At 40.1% G+C, this 13,964-nt stretch carries 20 protein-coding genes; 14 read left to right on the plus strand and 6 right to left on the minus strand.

The window, feature by feature from the left end; genetic code table 11:
• Nucleotides 1–66: 66 nt before the first annotated feature.
• Both nadA (MKP07_RS37975) and nadA (MKP07_RS08130) read left to right on the plus strand, forming a co-directional pair.
• Nucleotides 67–300: a quinolinate synthase NadA gene (nadA, locus tag MKP07_RS37975; RefSeq protein ID WP_262919204.1), complete on the plus strand. Its 234-nt coding sequence runs from the start codon at nucleotides 67–69 to the stop codon at nucleotides 298–300.
• Entirely contained in the window at nucleotides 258–1,076 is an 819-nt protein-coding gene (nadA, locus tag MKP07_RS08130; protein WP_262919205.1) for a quinolinate synthase NadA, read from the plus strand. The genes nadA (MKP07_RS37975) and nadA (MKP07_RS08130) overlap by 43 nt, the downstream gene beginning before the upstream one ends.
• 67 nt (nucleotides 1,077–1,143) lie before the next feature.
• On the opposite strand, the gene MKP07_RS08135 is transcribed toward nadA (MKP07_RS08130), so the two are convergent.
• The 3 genes from MKP07_RS08135 to MKP07_RS08145 are packed head-to-tail and all read right to left on the minus strand — an operon-like array spanning nucleotide 1,144 to nucleotide 3,337.
• Nucleotides 1,144–1,734 carry a Gfo/Idh/MocA family oxidoreductase gene (locus MKP07_RS08135; RefSeq protein WP_240846573.1) on the minus strand — a complete coding sequence of 197 codons (591 nt, stop codon included), beginning with the start codon at nucleotides 1,732–1,734 and terminating at the stop codon, nucleotides 1,144–1,146.
• Between the two features lie 46 nt (nucleotides 1,735–1,780).
• Nucleotides 1,781–2,179, minus strand: coding sequence for a Gfo/Idh/MocA family oxidoreductase (locus tag MKP07_RS08140; protein WP_240846576.1), 399 nt, complete (start codon nucleotides 2,177–2,179; stop codon nucleotides 1,781–1,783).
• A 36-nt stretch (nucleotides 2,180–2,215) separates the two neighbouring features.
• Nucleotides 2,216–3,337, minus strand: coding sequence for a formimidoylglutamase (locus MKP07_RS08145; RefSeq protein WP_240846579.1), 1,122 nt, complete (start codon nucleotides 3,335–3,337; stop codon nucleotides 2,216–2,218).
• 103 nt (nucleotides 3,338–3,440) lie between these two features.
• On the opposite strand from MKP07_RS08145, the gene fabG reads away from it, so the two are divergent.
• The 4 genes from fabG to MKP07_RS08165 all read left to right on the plus strand — a co-directional run bounded on the left by fabG (nucleotide 3,441) and on the right by MKP07_RS08165 (nucleotide 6,123).
• The gene (gene fabG / locus MKP07_RS08150; protein ID WP_240846582.1) at nucleotides 3,441–4,199 is read left to right on the plus strand and encodes a 3-oxoacyl-[acyl-carrier-protein] reductase; all 759 of its coding nucleotides are present in this window, start codon (nucleotides 3,441–3,443) and stop codon (nucleotides 4,197–4,199) included.
• A gap of 128 nt (nucleotides 4,200–4,327) precedes the next feature.
• On the plus strand, nucleotides 4,328–4,804 hold the full coding sequence (locus MKP07_RS08155) for a DUF5715 family protein (RefSeq protein ID WP_262919649.1): 477 nt from the start codon (nucleotides 4,328–4,330) through the stop codon (nucleotides 4,802–4,804).
• 122 nt (nucleotides 4,805–4,926) lie between these two features.
• The gene (locus MKP07_RS08160) at nucleotides 4,927–5,187 is read left to right on the plus strand and encodes a chromate transporter (protein ID WP_240846585.1); all 261 of its coding nucleotides are present in this window, start codon (nucleotides 4,927–4,929) and stop codon (nucleotides 5,185–5,187) included.
• 138 nt (nucleotides 5,188–5,325) lie between these two features.
• Entirely contained in the window at nucleotides 5,326–6,123 is a 798-nt protein-coding gene (locus MKP07_RS08165; RefSeq protein ID WP_240846588.1) for a chromate transporter, read from the plus strand.
• On the opposite strand, the gene nadD is transcribed toward MKP07_RS08165, so the two are convergent.
• Together nadD and MKP07_RS08175 are read right to left on the minus strand one after the other, a co-directional pair.
• The gene (gene nadD, locus MKP07_RS08170; RefSeq protein ID WP_240846590.1) at nucleotides 6,111–6,683 is read right to left on the minus strand and encodes a nicotinate (nicotinamide) nucleotide adenylyltransferase; all 573 of its coding nucleotides are present in this window, start codon (nucleotides 6,681–6,683) and stop codon (nucleotides 6,111–6,113) included. The genes MKP07_RS08165 and nadD overlap by 13 nt on opposite strands.
• Before the next feature lie 8 nt (nucleotides 6,684–6,691).
• Nucleotides 6,692–6,922, minus strand: a complete 231-nt coding sequence (locus MKP07_RS08175) for a FeoA family protein (RefSeq protein WP_114790289.1) — start codon at nucleotides 6,920–6,922, stop codon at nucleotides 6,692–6,694.
• A gap of 50 nt (nucleotides 6,923–6,972) precedes the next feature.
• Between MKP07_RS08175 and ybeY the strand changes: the two genes are divergently transcribed.
• Together ybeY and mnmG are read left to right on the plus strand one after the other, a co-directional pair.
• Nucleotides 6,973–7,422 (plus strand): rRNA maturation RNase YbeY, encoded by a 450-nt coding sequence (gene ybeY / locus MKP07_RS08180; protein WP_240846591.1) that lies wholly within the window; start codon nucleotides 6,973–6,975, stop codon nucleotides 7,420–7,422.
• A gap of 131 nt (nucleotides 7,423–7,553) precedes the next feature.
• Nucleotides 7,554–9,422, plus strand: a complete 1,869-nt coding sequence (gene mnmG / locus MKP07_RS08185) for a tRNA uridine-5-carboxymethylaminomethyl(34) synthesis enzyme MnmG (protein WP_240846593.1) — start codon at nucleotides 7,554–7,556, stop codon at nucleotides 9,420–9,422.
• 29 nt (nucleotides 9,423–9,451) lie between these two features.
• On the opposite strand, the gene MKP07_RS08190 is transcribed toward mnmG, so the two are convergent.
• Nucleotides 9,452–10,306, minus strand: coding sequence for a M28 family peptidase (locus tag MKP07_RS08190; RefSeq protein ID WP_240846596.1), 855 nt, complete (start codon nucleotides 10,304–10,306; stop codon nucleotides 9,452–9,454).
• A gap of 352 nt (nucleotides 10,307–10,658) precedes the next feature.
• On the opposite strand from MKP07_RS08190, the gene MKP07_RS08195 reads away from it, so the two are divergent.
• The 6 genes from MKP07_RS08195 (at nucleotide 10,659) to MKP07_RS08220 (ending at nucleotide 13,906) form a co-directional block, all read left to right on the plus strand.
• A complete protein-coding gene (locus MKP07_RS08195) occupies nucleotides 10,659–11,300 on the plus strand; it encodes a DUF4255 domain-containing protein (RefSeq protein WP_240846599.1) in 642 nt (213 codons plus the stop codon).
• 51 nt (nucleotides 11,301–11,351) lie between these two features.
• Nucleotides 11,352–12,359: a hypothetical protein gene (locus tag MKP07_RS08200; RefSeq protein ID WP_240846602.1), complete on the plus strand. Its 1,008-nt coding sequence runs from the start codon at nucleotides 11,352–11,354 to the stop codon at nucleotides 12,357–12,359.
• Between the two features lie 83 nt (nucleotides 12,360–12,442).
• On the plus strand, nucleotides 12,443–12,793 hold the full coding sequence (locus tag MKP07_RS08205; protein WP_240846605.1) for a phage tail sheath C-terminal domain-containing protein: 351 nt from the start codon (nucleotides 12,443–12,445) through the stop codon (nucleotides 12,791–12,793).
• A gap of 51 nt (nucleotides 12,794–12,844) precedes the next feature.
• Nucleotides 12,845–13,276: a phage tail protein gene (locus MKP07_RS08210; protein ID WP_240846608.1), complete on the plus strand. Its 432-nt coding sequence runs from the start codon at nucleotides 12,845–12,847 to the stop codon at nucleotides 13,274–13,276.
• A gap of 12 nt (nucleotides 13,277–13,288) precedes the next feature.
• Nucleotides 13,289–13,729 carry a phage tail protein gene (locus MKP07_RS08215; protein WP_240846609.1) on the plus strand — a complete coding sequence of 147 codons (441 nt, stop codon included), beginning with the start codon at nucleotides 13,289–13,291 and terminating at the stop codon, nucleotides 13,727–13,729.
• A 9-nt stretch (nucleotides 13,730–13,738) separates the two neighbouring features.
• Nucleotides 13,739–13,906, plus strand: coding sequence for a DUF5908 family protein (locus MKP07_RS08220; protein ID WP_240846612.1), 168 nt, complete (start codon nucleotides 13,739–13,741; stop codon nucleotides 13,904–13,906).
• Nucleotides 13,907–13,964: the final 58 nt, after the last annotated feature.

The raw sequence follows: 13,964 nt of genomic DNA on the forward strand, positions 1-13,964 counted from the left end.
CAAAAATTGTTTCAAAAAATTTCAAGTTGCAACGTATCATTGCACCGGATTTAAAACTTTTATACCATGGAAGCAGGAGTATTGGAAAGCGCAAAACAGGAACTGGAAGCCAAAGGTTTTTTGGATGTTGATGTGGATCCTACATTGGATCTTTTCGAAGAGATCAACAAACTGAAAAAGGAAAAGAATGCAGTGATCCTGGCGCACTATTACCAGGAGCCGGATATCCAGGATATTGCGGATTACATTGAGATAGTTTGGGCCTGGCGCAGGAAGCTGAAAAGACTGATGCTGATATGATCGTTTTTGCGGGTGTGCATTTTATGGCTGAAACTGCCAAGATTTTGAATCCAACCAAAAAAGTGGTGATCCCTGATTTTAAAGCGGGATGTTCCTTAAGCGATAGTTGTCCGCCACCCTTGTTTCAAAAGTTCAAAGAACAACATCCTGATCATGTGGTGGTAAGTTACATCAACTGCAGCGCTGGCATTAAGGCATTGAGCGATGTGATTGTAACGAGTAGCAATGCACGTATCATTGTAGATAGTTTTCCGAAAGATCAGAAGATCATTTTTGCGCCGGATAAAAACCTGGGAGCTTATATCAACAAGGTAACCGGGCGCGATATGTTATTGTGGAACGGAGCCTGCATGGTGCACGAGATTTTCAGCCTGGAGCATATCACCAAGCTGAAGCAGCAGCATCCGGATGCGAAATTCATTGCACATCCTGAATGTGAGGAGCATATACTGAAAATTGCAGACTTTGTAGGATCTACTACAGGTTTATTGAAGTATACGATCGAAAACGAAGCTACCGAGTTTATTGTGGCTACCGAAACAGGTATTTTGCACCAGATGGAGAAATATAGCCCGAACAAGAAATTTATACCAGCTCCTCCTGATAATGGTTGTGCCTGCAATGATTGTCCGCACATGAAACGCAATACACTGGAAAAGATTTACCTGTGTATGAAATATGAAACGCCCGATATTATTATGGAAGAAGAATTAAGACTGGCAGCAAAAAAGCCTATTGACCGGATGTTGGAGATAAGCAAGCAGGCAGGATTATAAAAAGAAATGATTATAAATAAAAGAGGCAGTAATATAGTACTGCCTCTTTTATTTTATTATAAACTAACTACTCTTTTTCCTTATTACTTAGCAATGCAGCATCTATAATACGCATGGTCAACACAGCATCTGCTGCAGGCACAGGGTTGGATTTGCCATTAGCTAAGGCCTGGTATACATCTTCGTAATACTGCATGTAGTTACCCATTTCAGAACGTGTTTCTTTGCGTACCGTTTCGCCATTGATGGTAGTATGTAAAAGACCATCGAAACCTTCGGGAGTAGGTATCCAGGTTTCTAAAGAAGGTATAGTATCTTCCAGCAGTTTTACCTCCTGAAGGTCTGAGCGTTGCTGCATGAATGTTCCTTTAGAGCCATTGATAATATAGGCAAAGTAGGATTCGCGGGCAAATACAGTTCCCTTTATTCTTACGCGAAAAGGTTTTGGATAATACAGCAGCACTTCAAAATAGTCATTGGCAATCATGTCGTCACGCATGGCAAAAACATCAGCAAATACTGCTTCGGGAAAACCAAATAGCTGTATGGCCTGATCAATGATATGTGCACCCAGGTCATGCAGGTTGCCTGCTCCCGGTTTGTCACCCTCTTTATGATCTTTACCGCTATGACCGGTACGGTAGCGATCAAATCTCATTTCTGCTTCCTTTAGCTCTCTAAGAGATTTTCCTGTACTACATCTTTTATAGCTCTATAGTCGCCATCATAGCGCGGTTTTGATATACTACTAACAGTAAGTTTTTGGCTTTTGCCAGTTCATACAATTCTTTAGCTTCTGCAGCATTTACGGTAAAAGGTTTTTCCACTACAATATGCTTGCCCGCATTCAAAGCAGCTTTAGCATATTCGAAGTGAGTTTGAACGGGTGTGTTTACAACAATCAGTTCCAGTTCATCATCTGCTATCAATTCCTCAAAAGACCGGTATAGTTTAGAATCAGGATATTTGATCCTGGATTCTTCTTTGTTTCTTTCAACAATGGCGCTTAATTCTAGATGAGGGTGAGCCTGTATAAAAGGAGCATGAAACAATTTTCCGCTCATGCCGTAAGATGCGATACCAGTTTTAATAATGCGTGACATAATCTACAGAGTTAATTTAATAATAGAAGTTTAGTATTATCGCTGTTGCGCCCTGAACCATCTTTCAGGTATTTCGTTACTGCCAGCGGCGAGATAATCTTTATAACTGCAGGGAATAAATGTTTTGTCTGGTAATTGCATCCACCAACGCCTTGTTTTCTTACTTTGTAAAAAAGTAGATTCTATTTCGGCAAAAGCCATCTGGTATTCGTTGAAATGTTCCAGCTGATCAAAAGAAGCTTCTTTTAATCGGCGATGGCGACCATCAATAGTATACCAGATCATGTGGCTGATTTGTTTGGCAGTTAACTCGTCACGGTCTTGCTGAGGATTATAGCCATAAATTCCTATGGACTGCATATTGGTGCTCATGCCGGCGTATTGCATTAGTATGCATGCTTCCTCTCCGTTAAAGCCATTTGGTGTAAGTTGGTTGGATGGGGCATAGGCGTTGGCAATAGCATTAATGTCGAACGAAAAAAGATGACTATTGCGTATGGCTGGTTCTACTTCTTCCATATCTTCTTTTACATGCCCAACTCTGAAGAAATCAAATTTAAGCTTGTCTAAGGTTTGCAACATACCAGGGTGTACCAGGTAACTTTGAAAGCCCAGGTGGTTGTAATGTTTTACATAATTAGGTTCACCTGTAAATATCTCCATCAGGAAATTATCGCTTCTGAACGGTGATTCCATATCAAGATCTATAACAGAATCAACGCCGGTTATTTCTACTAACTGTTTAATATTTTTAGAAGCATTGTATTGTGCCAATGTAAGATCCTGCGACCCACCTATAATGATCACTGTTTTATGAAGTGATTGTAATTCTTCCAGCACGGTTTGGAGGGCCGCCAATGTATCATTATAAGTGGCGCCGTGTTTTATATTGCCAATGTCTGCAATTTTTATTTTTTCATGCCAGTAGAAAAGATTGTATAAATTTTTTCTTACCATTTCGGGAGCGTTGCTTGCCGGACCCAGGTAACCACGTCCTCTTTGTTCACCACATCCTACCAAAATAATATCAGCATTTTCTATATCAGGAAAGGTTTCTGTATAGATGTCGATAGTATTACCCAATTGACCGGGTTTATAAGAATCATCACCAATAATATCTGTGATATTTATTTCACTTAAAAAATCAATTATAGACATGGGCGCAATATAGTTTATTTTGATAGTGGTTGATGAGGGCGGCAATTAAAAGGAAATGCAAAAGAATAATTACTTTACTTTGCAAGCATACTAAACATTGTACATGATGAAACTTCTTGAGAATAAAGTTGCGATTGTAACCGGTGCTGCCAGAGGAATTGGCGAAGCTATAGCTATTAAGTTTGCAGAACAGGGTGCTCATGTAGCATTTACTTATGTAAGTGATAGCAGTGCAAATAAGGCAAAAGCTCTTGAAGAGAAGTTGACAGCATTTGGTGTAAAGGCAAAAGCTTATAAAAGCAATGCGGGCGATTTTGAACAATGTGAAGTGTTTGTAAATGATGTTTTAAAGGAGTTTGGTGTTATTGATATCTGCGTAAATAATGCAGGTATTTCGAAGGATAACCTGTTGCTTCGTATGACGCAGGATCAGTGGAATGATGTGTTAAACATTAACCTGAACAGCGTTTTTTATATGACCAAGCAGGTTATTAAACCAATGATGAAGGCCAAAAGCGGTAGTATCATTAACATGAGTTCTGTAATAGGAATGATGGGTAATGCGGGGCAGGCAAGCTATGCAGCCAGTAAAGCGGGTATCATCGGATTTACCAAGAGCGTGGCAAAGGAATTGGGAAGCCGCAATATACGTTGCAATGCTATAGCTCCCGGCTTTGTAGAAACAGATATGACCAGCTACCTGAACGATAATGCAGGAGCAGAAAAGTATTTGTCCGACATTCCTTTGAATCGATTTGCAAAAGCAGAAGACATCGCTAACGTTACTTTGTTTCTTGCTTCAGATATGAGCAGTTATATCACAGGACAAACAATCAGTGCCTGCGGAGGTCTTAATATTTAGAACCTGAAGTCATACTAGATTTCAATAACCCTGAACGATTTGAACAGGTTATTTAAATATTTATTTTTTTATTATATATTATTACTGATTCGTCTGGGGCTTTAGCTCAGACGCAATATGATTATCACCTGGAGGCCGCGCGGGCAACAGGGATACCCCCTTTAAAAAACCAGGCTCATGTAACATCGCTGGTAAGTAAGAAAAAGCTCGTGCTTATTTTTGCCGGTAGAGGTTACACTATTGCAAAGCTCACACATAGCCGCCCTTATTTAAATCCCCGTTCTTATAAAGCGTTAAAAGAAATAGGTGCTGCCTTTTACAACAGGAGTAAGAAAAAGACGTTTACGGTTACTTCCGTTACAAGAACTTTGTATGATCAAAAGAGGTTATCCCGTGTGAATAGTAATGCGGTAACCAGTAAACTCAGTTCTCATAATTATGGATGTTCCTTCGATATATCATATATCCGTTTTAACAGGAGGAAGGCACCCAATGCAAGATTGGAAAAAGCGTTGCAGGATATCCTTACCCAAATGCAGCGCCAGGGAAAGATCTATTTTATTAAGGAATACAGAGAGAAGTGTTTTCATGTAACCGTTAGATAGATAAGTACCACCAATTATTTGATACATTTTTAGGGAGAATCTTTTACCTTTAAGAAGATTATTTATTTATCATTTTCGGCTTCATGCTGCTCCGACATCTTCATTTTTTAAAGCTGGTTTTCTTGCATAGTTTAACTGCCTTTGGTGGTCCACAGGCTCATTTGGCTATGATGATGAAAACCTTTGTAAAGAAGACGCCTTATGTTACCGAACAGGAGCTGATGGAGTACAATGCATTTTGTCAGCTTTTGCCAGGAGCATCTTCTACGCAAACTCTAACACTTATAGGTTATAAAAGAGGCGGGCCTGTTTTGGCAGCGCTTACATTATTGATCTGGATTTTGCCTGCCTGCACTATTATGTGTGGCTTATCTTTTTTGTAGAATATGTGGAAGGTACCACTAAGCACTTCGATGTATTTAAGTTTATCGTACCAATGGCAACCGGGTTTCTGATTTTTGCCTGTATCAGCTCTTTGCCTTATTCAGTAAAAATCTGGTTACATCCCTGATTGCTGTAGGATGTGGTATAGCTACTTTCTTGTTTTTTGGAAAACCTTTTTTGTACCGATCCTGATCTTACTAGGTGGTTTTATTACTAATCTTAGTAGTAAAAGGATACCGCAAATAGATATAAAACCGGGAAAAATAAGGTGGTGGAATATCTGGTTATTCGGAATTATTTTTATAGTGGCCGGGGTGGTAAGCGAGTTGGCGCGTAAAAATGACTGGGCCAACCGGAAACCTGCCAACTTGTTTGAGAACTCTTACCGGATGGGAAGCCTGGTTTTTGGGGGCGGAAATGTATTGATGCCGATCATGTATGAGCAGTATAGTGTTCGTCCTGATGCAGTAAAAAGCAGGAATCCCAACGCTATTCATATTGATAAGAAGGATATGCTTACCGGTATTGGTATTGTTAGAGCAGTGCCCGGGCCGGTTTTTTCTATAGCATCGTACAGTGGCGGACTGGCTTTGAAGGATATGGGACCAGGCATGCAGGCAGTGGGAGGTTTAATTGGTATGGTTGGTATATTTCTACCCAGCGCTTTATTGGTGCTTTTCTTCTTTCCTATCTGGAACCGGCTTAAGAAGTATTCGGTTATATATCGTTCTTTAGAAGGGATCAACGCTTCTGTACTGGGAATAATGGTTGGATCTACCTTTTATATATTGAAAGATATAACCCTTTTTGATGGTACCAGCCAGGGTTTTGTTAATATTGGAGTAGTAGCAGGAACGGCCTTAATCTTGATTTTTACAAGAGTTCCAGCCCCTGTTATAGTGGCGCTCTGTGTAGGTTTGGGTTATTTTCTGTAGTAACCGCCTTTTTCAATCTCTGCAATAACATTCTCTGGCAAGAGATATTTTAAACTTTTCTTTTCCCTGATAAGCTTTCTGATAGCTGTTGCCGATAGTTCCAGCAGTGGAGCATGTAATACCGTTATATTACCAGGCAGTGTTTTATCTATTTCGAACCCTGGTCTGTTGTATACAAGGATCGAATAATTCTCAAGTATGAATTCAAAATTCTTCCATTTCCTAATGTTCTGGAAGCTATCTCCACCCATAATTATCTTAAATTGATATTGAGGATACCTTTCTGTAAGATGTGTTAGCGTTATAGCCGTGTATGAGGGACGGGGAAGTGTAAACTCTATGTCGCTGGCTTTCAATCTTGTATCTTCTTCTATGGCTGTTCTAACCAGGTGTAACCGGTGGTTTTCGTCTAAAAGAGAGCTGGTTTCCTTCAGCGGGTTATGTGGAGATACCACAAACCACACTTTATCTGCCAGATTCTCGTTCAGGATATGATTGGCAATGATTAAATGTGCGTGGTGAATAGGGTTGAATGAGCCGAAGTATAAGCCAATGGTCATCTTGTATATTATATATTAACCACTATTTGTTTTGCCTCATCTGTTCTGAGGCTCAGTAAATAACCTGCCACAGATATAGACATTGGATCGTTAAATAAGGCTTTCTGTATCACTTCTATCTTTTCACCCGGAAGGCAGCCCATTTCCATCAATTTAAGGAAGATTTCTTCAGTTGTAAATTTAACAATGGTAGCTATTTGTCCAGGCTGCAGATCCGATAATAATAATTCATTTACCATTGGGCAAAGCTAAGCATTGTTGTTTGTGTTTTGTTTGCGAATTTTGGAATATGAATGCAAATGAGTTTATTATACAATTCCATTTTCAAAAGAAAGTAGTTTTAAGAGAACGTAGAAGAATGAAGCAGTTTATTGCTGAAAAGCTTTTGAAGGAGGGGCGTAAATGCGGTTCAGAGATCAATTTTGTCTTTTGTTCAGATGACGAACTATTGGATATCAACCGAAAACACCTGGATCACGATTATTTTACAGATATTATCACCTTTGATTTATCTCAAAAGGGTTCATGTATGCTGGTTTCGGATATTTATATAAGTGTTGATAGGGTAAAGGATAATGCCAAAACAGAGGGAGTTTTAATTGGAAATGAGTTACAACGGGTTATTTTTCATGGATTACTGCATTTAATAGGCTATAAAGACAAATCAGTTGGCCAGGAAAGAGAGATGAGGAGGATGGAAGAGCAATGGATGGAAGATTTTTCTTTGTACACACAGTGAATAGGAATGTTCCACGTGAAAAAGTAAAGCTGTTTTGGCCTGAAATAAAACGTTCCACGTGAAAAACGCACCAGGTAGGAAATAGGCCTGCATAAACACATCCTTCTAATAATTCGTACCTTTGCAAACTTATGTTTCCAGAATATGATGTAATAGTTGTTGGCGCAGGCCATGCTGGTTGTGAAGCCGCTGCCGCTGCTGCTAATATGGGTTCTAAAACCCTTTTAGTAACCATGAACATGCAGACCATTGCGCAGATGAGCTGTAATCCTGCGATGGGAGGGATTGCTAAAGGCCAGATTGTACGAGAGATTGACGCCATGGGTGGCTACTCGGGTATTGTTACCGATCTCTCTATGATACAGTTTAGAATGCTGAACCGCTCTAAAGGCCCTGCCATGTGGAGCCCCAGGGCGCAAAGCGATCGAATGGTATTTGCTGCTAAGTGGCGGGAAATGCTGGAACATACGCCCAATCTTGATTTTTACCAGGATATGGTGAAGGGACTATTGGTGAAAGACCAGCGTGTTGCAGGAGTTATTACAGGTTTGGGCCATGAAATAAAGGCGAAAGCGGTTGTATTAACCAACGGAACCTTCCTCAATGGTATTATACATATAGGAGAGAAGCAGTTTGGTGGAGGAAGAGTGGCAGAAAAAGCAGCCAGCGGAATAACCGAACAATTGGAATCCCTGGGTTTTGAAAGCGATCGGTTAAAAACAGGCACACCACCAAGAGTAGATGGAAGAAGTCTGGACTATACAAAAATGGAAGTTCAGGAGGGAGATGAAGATATTGTAGGATTTTCCTTTACCGATACAGAAAAGATCACTGCTAAAAACCAGCGTTGCTGTTGGATTACTTATACCAGTCCGGAAGTTCATGAAATACTAAAAACCGGCTTTGACAGAAGTCCGATGTTTGCCGGCCGTATCGATGGCGTAGGCCCCAGGTATTGCCCGAGTATTGAGGATAAGATCAATCGTTTTGCAGACAGGGATCGCCACCAGCTTTTTGTAGAACCCGAGGGATGGAATACCGTTGAGATTTATGTAAATGGATTCTCTACTTCTTTACCGGAAGATGTACAATACAAAGCTTTAAGAACAGTACCTGGTTTTGAAAATGCCCGCTTGTTCCGGCCGGGTTATGCGATTGAATATGATTATTTTCCACCTACACAATTGACCAGCACACTGGAGACCAAACTGATTGGGAATCTATTTTTCGCCGGACAGATCAATGGGACTACCGGTTATGAAGAGGCTGCCTGCCAGGGATTGATGGCGGGAATTAATGCGCACCTGAACGTAAAAGAACAGGATGCATTGGTATTGAAACGCAGCGAAGCTTATATAGGCGTTTTAATAGACGACCTTATTAATAAGGGGACAGAAGAACCTTATCGAATGTTCACCTCGCGGGCTGAGTATAGAACATTATTGAGACAAGACAATGCAGATGCACGCCTGACACCTTTAAGCTATCAACTAGGGCTTGCAAAAGAAGAAAGAATGGATAAAACCCGGCAAAAAAATGAAAATGTTGCCGGAATTAAGGATATATTAAAGAGTACAGTAGTAACTCCTGATCAAATCAATGGTTTCCTGGAATCTATTGGATCTTCGAAAATTACAGAGAAGCAAAGAGCTGAGAAGATACTGTTAAGGCCCAATATTGAGTTAACCGATCTTTCGGGTGCATTACCTTTTCTCGAGGAGTCGCTTAAAAGCTATTCAAAAGAAGAGATAGAGCAAGCTGCTATACAGGTAAAATATGATACTTATATTGAGAAAGAAAGAGAGATCGTTTCCCGGATGAGTGAAATGGAAAACCTGAATATACCCGACAGCTTCGATTATAGCAAGCTTTCTTCATTGGGTAACGAGGCTAAAGAAAAGCTCAATCGTATCCGCCCAAAAACATTGGGTCAGGCCAGCAGGATATCTGGTATCAATCCGAGTGATGTTCAGATTTTGATGGTGTATATGGGAAGATAATATATTATAATAAATATTAAATTAATAAATTATTTAATATTTATTGTTGTTCTGAAAACTCCGTCTATGGTTAATCCCATTTTATCCAGATCAAGCGTTTCCTGCCGATCGGTGACTTGGTGATAATTATAGTTACGGAAGAAGGCTGTATTAGTTACCATAAGTGCGCTGTATCCGAATTTCCAATAGTTCCTGTGATCTGAAAGATCGATCCCGCCTACAAAGCCTGGTGCTCTGAATGATTTGGCGTCAATAGAATTATTTTCAAAGTATATCTTTTTAAATTGGTTGGCAAAGCTTCCGCTGAAGGAGTTGCGTGCCAGTGTAATATAATCGCCTTTATCGCCATAAATCCATTTCATGAGTCCTACAGGATAAGTTTGAGAACCAGGTATATCAGAATAGTAACCGATCATCTCCAGGGAAACCATCCCTTTGACAGCTTGTTTTTTATCAAACAATGATTTAGCATGTACATAGCTACCCATTTGTTCTGTTCTGAAGAAAGGAGGTTCTTCTAAAGTATATGCTACAAGTTCTATCCTGTATTGCAACGCCTGATTTTTTAAAAGCCTGGCCAGTTCCATGATACCCACTACTCCGCTGGCATTATCATCAGCACCGGCCTGCTCTCCACATACATCATAATGAGCGCCGATAATAATTACTTCACCATCTGATGGTCCGAAAGATGCAAAAACGTTTTTGTAAACCTGTCCCTCCACTTTGTATTCCTGCATTCCGGTGCGATCAGTATATTTTAAAAATTCCCGGCGAATCCTTTCTGCAACCGTATCGAGCACGACTACATTTTTATAATGGCGGGGATACTCAGTATTCAATATCAGGTCAAAGTTTCGTTTTAAGTTCAAAGTATCAGACAAACGAGTTAGGTTTTTTGCAGCAGATGATATGGGGTAATTTTGAATGATTAAGAAGCTAATCAAAATAAGAACGATTATCAGCAGGTATTTCAGAAAGCGTTTCATAGAAAGCGTTTGAATGTCAGATGATTTTTAATGGATCATCTAAAATATTAAAAGATCAAAGGACTTAGATAAGATGATCCATAATTTTTTGATAAGCTCAATTACTAAATCATATTCTGTTTACTACTGTTCAACAATGCTTGCTTTAAAGCCATCACCCGATCTAGGTATTTTTTGGCTCATCAATTATCTACCTTAGTAGAAGAAACCAGAAGGTGATCATTGTTTTATTATTCCATTGTTCAAGATGATTTTCCTGGTTAAAATTACCAATGATAGAAAACGCCCTCATATTACTTCGGGAAGAATTGTCTGCCTACATGATTGCGCATGGCGATCCGCTTCTGTGGTGGTAGAGAATATCAGTTTATTGGGCGCAGGTAAAGATGACCTGCTTCTTGAAAACCTGGTACTTTCGGTGGTGAATATCGAACAGGAAAATTCGTTGAAAAATGCCGCGGTGTATCAAAAAAATGATAGCTCGGCCATCTACGAAAATCCGCCGATCCATTTAAACCTGTATGTATTAGTATCGGCTAATTTCAATTCAGGAACACCACCCAATAATGGTTACCTGCTGGCATTAAGGAGACTTTCATTAGCTATTAAATTTTTCCAGGGCAAATCGGTATTTACACCTGCCTCGTCAACGATTAGTTTACCAACTCCGTTGAACGATTTATCTAACCCTGAGATCAGTTCGTTAAAGCTCGTTTTAGAACTACATTCTTTATCATTCGAACAGGTCAATCATTTATGGGGTTCCCTGGGTGGAAGGCAAATTCCCGCCGTATTATACAAGGTGAGAATGGTCACTATATCAGAAAGAAAACCGTTGAGAGACGCACCACTGATACAAGAAGTACAAATAAAAACACAAATGCCGTAGTAAACAATTCTGTAAACCCACTAATATTTTAGAACCTTAAAACACAATGTTATGCCAGACTATAAAACTCCCGGTGTATACATAGAAGAGATTCCCAAGTTACCGCCTTCTATTGCTCAGGTAGAAACCGCTATTCCTGCCTTTATCGGGTATTCACAAAAAGCACTTGACAGAAATAATGCAAGTCTTATCAATAACCCAACCCGTATTGCCTCATTGCTGGAGTATGAAACATTTTTTGGTAAAGCAGCCAATGAGGATAACCTGGAAGTAACATTGGTACAGGAACAGACAGGCAGCGTTATTACTAAAGAGACGATATCCGTAGCATTTAACGGAGCAGCTTCCCGGCATACCATGTATTATGCCTTGCAATCTTATTTTGCTAACGGAGGAGGGCCTTGCTATATCGTTTCGGTAGGCACTTTTAAAGGAACCCTGGGAGATTCTTTATCACTTGCAGAAATGAGTGCCGGTTTATCAGCTTTGGCTAAAGAAGATGAGCCGACGTTGATTGTTTTTCCTGAAGGGCAAAATATGGATGAGTCAGAATACTACACCTTACAAAATGAGGCACTGGCTCAGTGTAATCTTTTACAGGATCGCTTTAGTATAATGGATCTTCATGATACCGGCGCCGGCCTGCTTACCGCGGGAGATGTTTCTGCAGCAGCAGAATCTTTCAGAGACGGAATTACCAGTCATTTAAAATATGGGGCTGCGTATTTCCCTAATATCAAAACTGTTTTTCCTTATCAGTACAATGAAGATACCATTAACTTGGTGCATACAGTAAACGGATCACCTGGTAGTTTAAATGGGGCTGCGCTCGCCAATCTGAAAGACAGTTCCAATGCAGCTTATAATACAGCAGCTTATGGAAAATTAAAAACCGCAACGAACAACTTTGGTGTAGTGCTTCCACCCAGCTCTACTATTGCCGGTATTTATGCTGCGGTAGATGCTAACAGGGGCGTTTGGAAATCTCCGGCAAACGTTGGTGTTAATGGCGTTCGCGGGCTTACCTATAAAATAACCAATGGCGAACAGGATTTTTAAATGTAGATACTACGAGTGGAAAATCCATCAACTGCATAAGAGCTTTTACAGGAAAAGGAACCCTGGTATGGGGTGCGCGTACATTGGCAGGCAATGATAACGAATGGCGTTATGTATCGGTTCGGCGTTTCTTTAATATGGTGGAAGAAAGTTGTAAAAAAGCCTCAGGCCAATTCGTTTTTGAACCCAACGATGCTAACACCTGGGTAAAGGTGAAAGCGATGATAGAAAACTATTTAACCGTATTGTGGAGACAGGGCGCATTAGCAGGCGCCAAACCCGAACATGCTTTTTATGTTGCCTGCGGACTGAACCAAACGATGACGGCACAGGATATTTTAGAAGGAAAACTGATCGTAGAGATTGGTATGGCGGCTGTTCGTCCGGCGGAATTTATCATATTACGCTTCTCTCACAAAATGCAGGAGTCTTAGATAATGACCAACATAACTACAAAAAATTAATTTAATTTAAAATAATGAATCATGGCAACCTACCCGCTTACTAAATTTCACTTCCAGGTAGAATGGGGCGGAACCCGCATTGGCTTTACCGAAATCTCCGGGCTCGATGTAAGCCTGGATGTTATAGAATACAGGGACGGCGCCAGTCCTGAATATTCTAAAATAAAAATGCCTGGCATGACCAAGTTTTCTAACATAACATTGAAGCGTGGCACTTTTTTAAATGATAATGAGTTTTATGCCTGGTTGAATACGGTGCAAATGACGAAGATTGAAAGAAGAGATATTACTATATCACTATTAAATGAGAACCATGAGCCGGTAATGGTATGGAAGATAAAAAATGCTTTTCCTGTTAAAGTACAATCTACTGATCTAAAAGCCGATGGTAACGAGGTGGCAATTGAAACCTTGGAATTAGCGCACGAAGGACTTAAAATAGATCTGCCTTAAAATACTATCGGTATGAACCAGTACCCGCTTACAGGATTTCATTTTAAAGCCAGCTTTTTGGGTTTGCCCGGAGAAGCACCGGTAGATGTGAAGTTTAAAAACATCAGTGGATTAACCATGAGCCTGAATACCGAACCGTTGAGTGAAGGAGGAGAAAACAGGTTTCAACACAAACTCCCTACCCGTGCCGCATATAGCGATATAACATTGAAGCGGGGATTTTTTATCAATACAGGTTTATACAAATGGTGTAAGAATGCCATAGAACATTTTGAATTTGTACCACTTACTGTTTTGATCAGTTTACTCAACGAGGAGCATCAACCTACGGTTAGCTGGCGTGTGTTTAATGCGATACCCACCAAATGGGAGATAAGTGAGCTCAACGCAGAAGGTAATGAGATCGTTATTGAATCTATTGTTTTAAGTTATAACTATTTCACATCTGTATAATAAAAAGCCATGCCTGTAGAAATCAATGAAATTGTAATTACCGCTACGATAGCTGAAACCGCGTCTGTTGGTTCAGCCAATGTACATGGTATTCAACAAGGCATGAATAACGCAGACATAGTGAAAGCCTGTGTGGAAGAGGTTTTGCGCGTATTAAAAGAAAAAGAAGAACGATAGTATATGTTTGGCATGTTAGAAAAGATGAGGATGGATGGTTTTAGTAACCCGGATTTTT

Source organism: Paraniabella hibiscisoli (genome assembly GCF_022512515.1).
GTDB lineage: Bacteria > Bacteroidota > Bacteroidia > Chitinophagales > Chitinophagaceae > Niabella > Niabella hibiscisoli.

Excerpts from the sequence above, each read along its gene's own strand:
- mnmG (WP_240846593.1), top strand. The coding sequence starts at position 7,554 with ATGTTTCCAGAATATGATGTAATAGTTGTTGGCGCAGGCCATGCTGGT.
- fabG (WP_240846582.1), top strand. The coding sequence starts at position 3,441 with ATGATGAAACTTCTTGAGAATAAAGTTGCGATTGTAACCGGTGCTGCC.
- MKP07_RS08175 (WP_114790289.1), bottom strand. The coding sequence starts at position 6,922 with ATGGTAAATGAATTATTATTATCGGATCTGCAGCCTGGACAAATAGCT.
- ybeY (WP_240846591.1), top strand. The coding sequence starts at position 6,973 with ATGAATGCAAATGAGTTTATTATACAATTCCATTTTCAAAAGAAAGTA.
- MKP07_RS08200 (WP_240846602.1), top strand. The coding sequence starts at position 11,352 with ATGCCAGACTATAAAACTCCCGGTGTATACATAGAAGAGATTCCCAAG.
- MKP07_RS08165 (WP_240846588.1), top strand. The coding sequence starts at position 5,326 with ATGTGGTATAGCTACTTTCTTGTTTTTTGGAAAACCTTTTTTGTACCG.
- MKP07_RS08195 (WP_240846599.1), top strand. The coding sequence starts at position 10,659 with ATGATTTTCCTGGTTAAAATTACCAATGATAGAAAACGCCCTCATATT.
- MKP07_RS08210 (WP_240846608.1), top strand. The coding sequence starts at position 12,845 with ATGGCAACCTACCCGCTTACTAAATTTCACTTCCAGGTAGAATGGGGC.
- MKP07_RS08140 (WP_240846576.1), bottom strand. The coding sequence starts at position 2,179 with ATGTCACGCATTATTAAAACTGGTATCGCATCTTACGGCATGAGCGGA.
- MKP07_RS08220 (WP_240846612.1), top strand. The coding sequence starts at position 13,739 with ATGCCTGTAGAAATCAATGAAATTGTAATTACCGCTACGATAGCTGAA.
- nadD (WP_240846590.1), bottom strand. The coding sequence starts at position 6,683 with ATGACCATTGGCTTATACTTCGGCTCATTCAACCCTATTCACCACGCA.
- MKP07_RS08135 (WP_240846573.1), bottom strand. The coding sequence starts at position 1,734 with ATGAGATTTGATCGCTACCGTACCGGTCATAGCGGTAAAGATCATAAA.
- MKP07_RS08215 (WP_240846609.1), top strand. The coding sequence starts at position 13,289 with ATGAACCAGTACCCGCTTACAGGATTTCATTTTAAAGCCAGCTTTTTG.
- MKP07_RS08145 (WP_240846579.1), bottom strand. The coding sequence starts at position 3,337 with ATGTCTATAATTGATTTTTTAAGTGAAATAAATATCACAGATATTATT.
- nadA (WP_262919204.1), top strand. The coding sequence starts at position 67 with ATGGAAGCAGGAGTATTGGAAAGCGCAAAACAGGAACTGGAAGCCAAA.